The 7,436-nt window shown below is 55.8% G+C and carries 6 protein-coding genes and 1 pseudogene; 6 read left to right on the forward strand and 1 reads right to left on the reverse strand.

Translation table 11 applies throughout. The features are described 5' to 3' along the window. The first annotated feature begins 649 nt into the window (after positions 1–649). The 6 genes from CQ13_RS05035 to CQ13_RS05060 all read left to right on the forward strand — a co-directional run bounded on the left by CQ13_RS05035 (position 650) and on the right by CQ13_RS05060 (position 6,803). Positions 650–1,516, forward strand: coding sequence for an isocitrate lyase/PEP mutase family protein (locus tag CQ13_RS05035; protein ID WP_057841913.1), 867 nt, complete (start codon positions 650–652; stop codon positions 1,514–1,516). A 530-nt stretch (positions 1,517–2,046) separates the two neighbouring features. Then, positions 2,047–3,258 (forward strand): cytochrome P450, encoded by a 1,212-nt coding sequence (locus tag CQ13_RS05040; RefSeq protein WP_082637324.1) that lies wholly within the window; start codon positions 2,047–2,049, stop codon positions 3,256–3,258. Between the two features lie 14 nt (positions 3,259–3,272). Continuing rightward, entirely contained in the window at positions 3,273–3,593 is a 321-nt protein-coding gene (locus tag CQ13_RS05045) for a 2Fe-2S iron-sulfur cluster-binding protein (protein ID WP_057841915.1), read from the forward strand. Between the two features lie 77 nt (positions 3,594–3,670). Next, positions 3,671–4,954 carry an NAD(P)/FAD-dependent oxidoreductase gene (locus CQ13_RS05050; protein WP_057841916.1) on the forward strand — a complete coding sequence of 428 codons (1,284 nt, stop codon included), beginning with the start codon at positions 3,671–3,673 and terminating at the stop codon, positions 4,952–4,954. A 34-nt stretch (positions 4,955–4,988) separates the two neighbouring features. After that, positions 4,989–5,249, forward strand: a complete 261-nt coding sequence (locus CQ13_RS05055) for a tautomerase family protein (RefSeq protein WP_197427246.1) — start codon at positions 4,989–4,991, stop codon at positions 5,247–5,249. A 780-nt stretch (positions 5,250–6,029) separates the two neighbouring features. Further along, a complete protein-coding gene (locus CQ13_RS05060) occupies positions 6,030–6,803 on the forward strand; it encodes a phytanoyl-CoA dioxygenase family protein (protein ID WP_057841918.1) in 774 nt (257 codons plus the stop codon). 441 nt (positions 6,804–7,244) lie between these two features. On the opposite strand, the pseudogene CQ13_RS45300 reads toward CQ13_RS05060, so the two are convergent. Continuing rightward, positions 7,245–7,368: pseudogene (locus tag CQ13_RS45300) on the reverse strand (integrase core domain-containing protein); the annotation flags it as partial. Between the last annotated feature and the right edge of the window lie 68 nt (positions 7,369–7,436).

Consider the following 7,436-nt stretch of genomic DNA (forward strand, 5'->3'; position numbering starts at 1 on the left):
AAGAAATGTTGATCGCGAAAAACTTCTTGACACACCAAGCCCTCATATAAGCTAGCGGTTTCTGGTGGAGGCATTAACATACCGCTACGGCCTTTTTTGCCTTTTGAGCAGAATATCTCGGCGTGGCACAATATTCCAAAATCGAAAACGAGTAGACTTCCACAGGACGCGGAAAGGCCGCTCTCGAGTTGGCTACGCAGCATCTAATCTAATCGAGGAAGGCCCCCGACGCGCGCGACTATCAGCCCGCGAACTAGCCCTATGTCGACGGAATTCAGCCAGGCTCGAGTGCCGGGCGGAAATGCCCTTATGACGAAGCCTCGACCTTCACGCAGCCGATTGTACCTCAATTGATAGTTGGCCTTCCGCTTAGCGAGAAGGCAGGCAGCAGAGTTGAAAATCATCGCGAACGCATGTCATTCGCCGAGTTTCTGCGCATTTAGCTAGATTTGCGCTGCCGCTATGCGCTGCTTTCCGCGTTAATCTTCGCATCTGCCACAACGTGACGGAAATTAGATGCATACTACGTCGTCTCGTCGGCAGCCTGATCCGTGCTTTCACTGGACGGGGCGATTAAGACCATCCACACGAGGGTCGGTGCGACGCCCGCAGTCGGTGCCCCGATCATTGAATTCGCGTGAGAACTGAAATGAGCTGGAGCAAGCAGCGCAACACCATTCAATCGGTCCTGGCCGGCAAAGTCTGTATTTATCCAGGTTCGGTCTATGATCCGGTATCAGCGCGGATCGCTGCCGACCTCGGCTTCGAGATCGGCATGCTGGGCGGCTCGACTGCGTCGCTGACCGTCCTCGGCGATCCCGACCTTCTCATCATTTCCATGACCGAGGTTGCCGAGACCGTCCGCCGCATCACCCGCGCCGCCGAAATCCCATTGATGGTCGATGCCGACCACGGCTTCGGCAATGCGCTGAGCGTCCGCCGCACCGTGCAGGAATTAGAGGGCGCCGGCGCTGCCGGGCTCTCGATCGAGGACACGCTGCTGCCGCAGCCCTATGGCGAGTCCAAGACGCAGCTGCTGTCGCTTGAAGAGGGGCTTGGCAAGATGAAGGCCGCGGTCGACGCTCGGCGCGACAGGTCGCTGGCGCTATTTGCGCGTACCGGGGCGGCGTCTGTCACCAGCGTCAGCGACGCCATCGCGCGCGGCAAGGCGTACGAGACCACCGGCGTCGATGCGCTGTTCTTCACTGGCGTCAGGACGAAGGCGGAGCTTGCAGCGATCGCCACCGAGACCAAACTGCCGATCATGCTCGGCAGCGCCGAGGGCGAGCTCGACGATCCGGCGTTTCTCGCCGCCAACCGTGTTCGGCTAGCACCGCAGGGACACCTGCCGTTTGCTACTGCGGCGCTGGCGGTGTACCAGACGCTGAAGGCGCTACGCCAGGGGACCAAGCCGAAGGACGTGAAGGGCCTGCCGTCGGCGGAGTTTGTCAACCGCTACATGCGCAATGATGACGTGAAGCGCCGCATGGCGGAGTTTCTTGGCATTAATCGATAGCGAATTCAGTTCGATCGAAACTTGCAGGCGTTGCTTGTGCAACGTCACTTCCGCCGGAAGGAGTGGGTGTCCACTAAAACACCTAGTTTCGCGCGGGCGAGGGTTTGCCTGCTGATAGCGATCGGGTCACGAAGATCGGGTTGCCGGCACATTAGGGACACCGGACACGATATGGGTCTGAACAACCTCGCGCTCTATGATGCAAGTTCGAAAGAAGGACCACAGCACACCCGCGACCAACGCAGCTCCCAGCTTGTGTCCGATCAATACTGCAGGAAATTCCAGGCTATAAAAACTGACCCAGCCTAGTTGTGGGGCGGCTATTGGCTAGCGCGGATGCTGTAAAGCCTGCTCAAGGAGAGTCGCCGCGGCACAACAATTTGGAATTTGTGTGAAAACGTCGGAAACCGGTCGCGAGCCCGGGACATCCGCCGGATTTCTGCTGCTCTAGATAACTTTTGCTGAAATTAACCGTCGCTCTCGTGTCATCAGTCGTAGGTGCCGAAAGCTTCCGGTGAAGGAAATGCAAGATGAATATTTCGCCCTCATCTGCAGCGTGGTCCATGCTCTCGCTCGCCGACAAAGATCCGTTTACAACTTATGATGTGTTGCGGGAAAGGGGCCCGATAATTTGGGATCCCGGCATGAAATGCTGGATCGTCTTGCGTTACGACATCTGCAAGATGATTGAGTCTGATGACGAGACATATGCGGCCTTGACGCCTCTCGAGGATTCTTTGTCGTTGGAAATCAGAGGTGGCCGGCCGGCTGTTTCGACACTGACCGGCGAAGAGCACACCCGGATGCGCCGGCTCTATCTTAAACTCCTCGGCCCCCGGGTCATGCCGCAATATCGTGACGAGCACATTATCCCAGTGGTCAACTACGTCATCGACCGTTTTGCCGAAAAACGAAGTGCAGAGCTATTTGATGAATTAGTCGAGCCGCTACCGCCGCGAATTATGGCCTCGCTGTTTGGGCTTCCTTGGAAGGACGATGCGCTCATGGCGGATATTGCTGAGTGGAACCAAGATATGGTCGCTTGGATATACAATAAGAGCAGCGAAGAACTAACCCGTAAGGCAAAGCGCGCATCCGGCGAGCTCAACAGGCTCTTCCTGCCGCTTGTCCTGGAGCGGAGAGAAAAGCGCGGAAGCGACTTCATTAGCCAAATCTGGACTCGAGCTCCAGAAGACTGGGGTGAAGTGAGTGTGAATGATGTTATGGCGATTGTGAGGGATGCTTCGCTCGGCGCGGGCGACACGACTACGAATGCCATCGCAAACATGATTTATCTCTTTCTGTCTCAGCCTGCCGTGCGTGAAGCGGTGACAAAGGATCAGGGGCACGCTCTCAATGCGCTTGTTGAGGAGACCTTGCGCTTGCTGGGGGCTCTTCAGTGGCGATTCAGAAAGGTCAATCGTGACGTATCGATCGCAGGTACATCAATCAAAAAGGATGAATTGGTGTGTCTTTTGCACGCAGCGGCGAATCGGGACCCCCAGCACTATGCCTGCCCGCATGTGGTTGATTTGAAGAGAAAGACCCCCACAGATCATTTAAGTTTTAACGTCGGCTCGCGAATTTGCCCTGGCATGTTCCTTGCGAGACTTAAAATGAGAGAGTGTATGAAAGCGCTTATTCGCCGATTTCCGGAGCTGCATCTGGATCCATCGAAAGAGGCTCCTCGCTTCCTTGGCTTTTCGCACCGTCGTTATTCCCCATTGCACGTCGCGTTCTAGGAATTTTTCAGAAGATGAAAGTGCTCGTTTATGACCAGGACGGCAAGTTGGTCGAACTCAATGAGTTGTCATCGCAAACACTTATGGAAGCGATTCGGGATGCAGGGTTGAATCTGACTGGGCAGTGCGGGGGGTGTATGTCCTGCGGAACTTGTCATGTGTACATCGACCATCGTTGGTGGACGGAACTCGAGCCAGCCAGTGAGACCGAGGACGCAATGTTGGATGTAGTCGAGGATCGCCGCGAGAATTCCCGGCTCTCATGCCAGATCAAGTTAACCGAAGAGTTGGACGGCTTGACCGTGACGCTCGCGCTTAATTCTGGATTTGTATAGAGGCCGCCTCTCGCAGCAGCTTTGGGCTAGTCGATGCGTTCAATGTACCGGCACGCATCCACCACATCTGGATAGTCATGCGTCAAAAGTTATTAATCGTCGGCGGCTCCTATGCCGCATCTGAAATTGCATCGCATGCCCGCGAATGCGGATACGATGAAGACATAATCATTGTGAGCGAAGAGCTCGAACTTCCGTATCAGCGTCCGCCACTCTCTAAAGCCTACCTCAAAGAGCACACTCAGAAGGTGATGCCGCTGAAGTCCGCGGCCTTCTATTCGGCAAAGAACATCGAACTCGAGCTGGGCACCAAGGTGTTGGGCATCGAGCGAGGAGCCAATACAGCATTGCTGTCGAACGGCACACATGTCACGTTCGACACCCTCGCTCTCGCGGTTGGCGCACGTGCGCAAAGACTTTTGTGCACGGGCGCGGACGCCAAAAATGTGTATTACCTTCGCTCTATTGAGGATGCTCGTTTGCTCAGCGCCGCGTCAGCGGGTGCAGAGAAGGTCGTCGTGATTGGCGGCGGGTTCATAGGGCTCGAAGTTGCTTCAGCGCTTGCCCAGCAGCTAAAGCAAGTGACTGTTGTCGAAACCCAAAATCGCGTGCTCGCCCGTGTTGTTTCACCGGAAATTGCCGAATTCGTTTCGTCGGCGCATGTCGGCCACGGCGTCAAACTGTTGACTTGTCGCGCAGTGCAATCGTTTGTTGGTGAGAACGGCGTTGTCCGCAAGGTCTTGCTGGACGGTGGCACCTCCTTGGATGCAGATATTGTCATTTTTGGGATTGGATCGGCTCCCAATATGGAATTGGCCCAACAGCTCGGCCTGCATTTCGAGAACGGGATCATTGTTGATTCGCGATCGCGCACGAGTCGGGCTAACGTGTTTGCTGCCGGTGACTGTACGAGATTCTTTAGTCCATTCAATCTAAATGGAATTCCCGTTGAGTCGGTGCAGAACGCGACCGATCAGGCCCGAGTTGCAGGGTCGGTTATCGCCGGCAAAGACAACGTGTATGAGACATTGCCTTGGTTTTGGTCGGACCAGTATGACCTAAAACTTCAAATTGCTGGCCTTGCGGTTGGTGCCACTGAACGAATCGCACGACCTACTGTGACATCCGGCATTTCTGTATTCCACTTCCGCAACGATGCTTGCATCTGCGTGGAAAGTGTAAACGGGCCGCGTGAGCATATTGCGGCGCGACGACTCTTGGCCCGTGAAAGAATAACGAAGCAACAGCTCCAGGACGTTGATTTCGATATGCCAGCGCTTTTGAAGCTACGCGCTTTGCCAACTGATGGGGAATCGGTGAATCGCGCCGATGAACAAAAGACGAAAGTGTCATCTGACTGACTAAGAGCGGAGCAGCATGGCTATGCGTTATTAGGTGAAATGGATCAAGGAGGGGAAAGTCCAATGCAGAATGATAATCTCATTGCGCGAATGGGGAGGGCATCAAGTGCCGCATATCAGGGTTGAGTGGATGTCGGGCAGAACGGCGGAACAGAAGCTGGAATTTGCAAAAGAGGTGACGGAAGCGTTTGTCCGCGTATGCGGAGGAACGGCGACTGCCGTCGGCATCGTGTTCAATGACATCGAGCGGGAGGACTGGATCACGGGCGCTCAGATCGAGCGTCTATCGAAGTAGAGCGTCGTCGAGCGAGGTTATCTCGCCAAAAATTCCGATCTCGTGCAGACCGGCCCTTCGGCTCGGGCCGGCACATCATGCAGTGTTCGAAAATGGGCGAGAATTTGCCCGCTACTGTTGCTGGCTGCCGAAATTCGGCTTTGGCGAAGTTCTTGCAAACACATCACTCTCGCGGCGGGCCAGCCCCTCAAAGACCCGCCATATTTGATATGTCCCAACAACAGAGACGCGGCGCGATCGGGCTTTGAGTGTGACCTGTGCCCCGGCATTTCCTCCAAATGAGCACCCCGGGTTGGCGGTTGGACGAGGAAGACGAGCCGGTTCACCGAACAGCAGATCATCGCGATGCTGCCTGAGCAGGAAGCCGGGGCAGCGACTCCGGATTTCGTGACGGTGTGCGTGCGTTGCAAGCCCTGCCACGGAGTCTGGCCAACGAGTTTCGGCGCAAACGTGCAACGGAACTAAGAATCGACTCCCGCTCAGTGGCTTGTGCATTCTTAACGGGCGACCCAATATAGTCGTAAATCTGCGAGGTAGGCTCAGCTTCGCAGGAAATCGGTGAGCGAGCGTCGTCTAGCCGCGCCTCTCTGCGTTGCTTTCCAATTATTTTATACAACGGTGGGTGAGATCGGTAGGCATGACATCCCTCCCCAGGATCAAAGTCTCAGTACGGTCCAAGGGAAACGCATCACAAGGTGTTCTACCATGAGGCGAAGGCCCCTTCCTTCCGATCCAAGTCCAAAAAAAGGGATCAATAGTAATCATGGAGAGGAGAGCACAATGCTCGCAATGAGCAGCAAGGAAATGTCGGCTTACACCCTAGATGGTTATGTGATCCGCAAAGACCTACTGAGCAGTAAGGAAGTCGCGCTGTTCCGCGATAGCATACGCGTACCGATCGAGGCCGAGATCAAGGCCGGCACCCTGTTAGCTAAGAAAGACAGGGAAGGCAAAACAGGCCTCGTCAAACCGTTGACTAAGGCGGACGCAGAAAGATACGGCTTCCTCGGTCGAGACGAGCGGCTGGTCCATCTTGCTCAGGACGCCGTTGGCAAGCCAATCTACCCTTACGTCGATGAGATTTCGGTGAAGCAGCCAAACATCGGCGGAGATGGAGGATGGGATTGGCATCAGGACTTCGCCGCTTTTCACGCCAACGGCTTGCTTGCCCCGCAGTTGGCCACCATCTGGCTCCCGCTCGAGACCGCGACAACGGACAACGGTTGCATGCGGGTCTTGAAAGGCTCGCACAAGCTCGGCCGGCTCAACCACAACTATGATTTAGTTGCCAACCGGATAGAGTTTAAACGGGTCAATCAGTCGCATGTCGAACAGAAGGCTCTCGATGCCGCGATGAAGCGATTCGAGGCTGTTTACATTGAGTTGGAGCCGGGCGACGCGATGGTTTTCGATGGAAACCTAATACACCGCTCTGGCCCAAATCGCTCCAATACACAGTTGTGGTCGTATATTTGCTATTATAACGCTGTTGAGAATGGGCACTACAAAGAGGACCACGAATATGGGCATTGTGAGCCGCTGAAGAAGGTTTAGGGCACCACCGTCATAATCGAAGGGAGACCGAGAGGTCCTGAACGCGCACTGGTTATCGCGCTCAGGATTCGCTTTCATCGCGCGATGAAAGCGACCGTATCCGGCAGATGCCTCAGCCGCGAATGAACGGTCGATGCTGCGCAGATCAGCGCTCATTTCCCGAGAACCACCGCGGTGTGTAGCGCCGTAGCGATTGCCTGGGGGCACATGACCACATTCGCAGGCGATAGTAGGAGATAGCGCGCAGACGGCGAACCTAAAGCTGCCGCAGCGACTTATTTTCGCACGAGATTAGCCTGAACCTCAACTTTCATCCGCTGAGCCCAAGGGCTCGGTGGAGCAACGGGGCGCGGAGCTCCCGGGCGTAGCGCAGCGCTCCGCCCCGTTGCGATCGGCAAGTGCGGCGATCGACGAATCGGCTCGGCCTGAGATCACAGAGCGGAGCGCGCTATGTGGGCGAACGTTGTTGTATCGTCGCCGCCAGCACGGCTCGGGCCTGCGCGAGCGACGCGAACGGTGTCTCGTTGAGGAGTTCGTTGCGCAGCCGGCCGTTGATGGGAAAGACGGCCCCGCTCCCCCGGAGCCGGCGATATATTGGCGATGTACGGAACCACCAACAGGAGCAATTCACAA

The organism is Bradyrhizobium retamae, assembly GCF_001440415.1.
Taxonomy (GTDB): Bacteria; Pseudomonadota; Alphaproteobacteria; order Rhizobiales; family Xanthobacteraceae; genus Bradyrhizobium; species Bradyrhizobium retamae.

Excerpts from the sequence above, each read along its gene's own strand:
- CQ13_RS05050 (WP_057841916.1), top strand. The coding sequence starts at position 3,671 with ATGCGTCAAAAGTTATTAATCGTCGGCGGCTCCTATGCCGCATCTGAA.
- CQ13_RS05035 (WP_057841913.1), top strand. The coding sequence starts at position 650 with ATGAGCTGGAGCAAGCAGCGCAACACCATTCAATCGGTCCTGGCCGGC.
- CQ13_RS05045 (WP_057841915.1), top strand. The coding sequence starts at position 3,273 with ATGAAAGTGCTCGTTTATGACCAGGACGGCAAGTTGGTCGAACTCAAT.
- CQ13_RS05040 (WP_082637324.1), top strand. The coding sequence starts at position 2,047 with ATGAATATTTCGCCCTCATCTGCAGCGTGGTCCATGCTCTCGCTCGCC.
- CQ13_RS05060 (WP_057841918.1), top strand. The coding sequence starts at position 6,030 with ATGCTCGCAATGAGCAGCAAGGAAATGTCGGCTTACACCCTAGATGGT.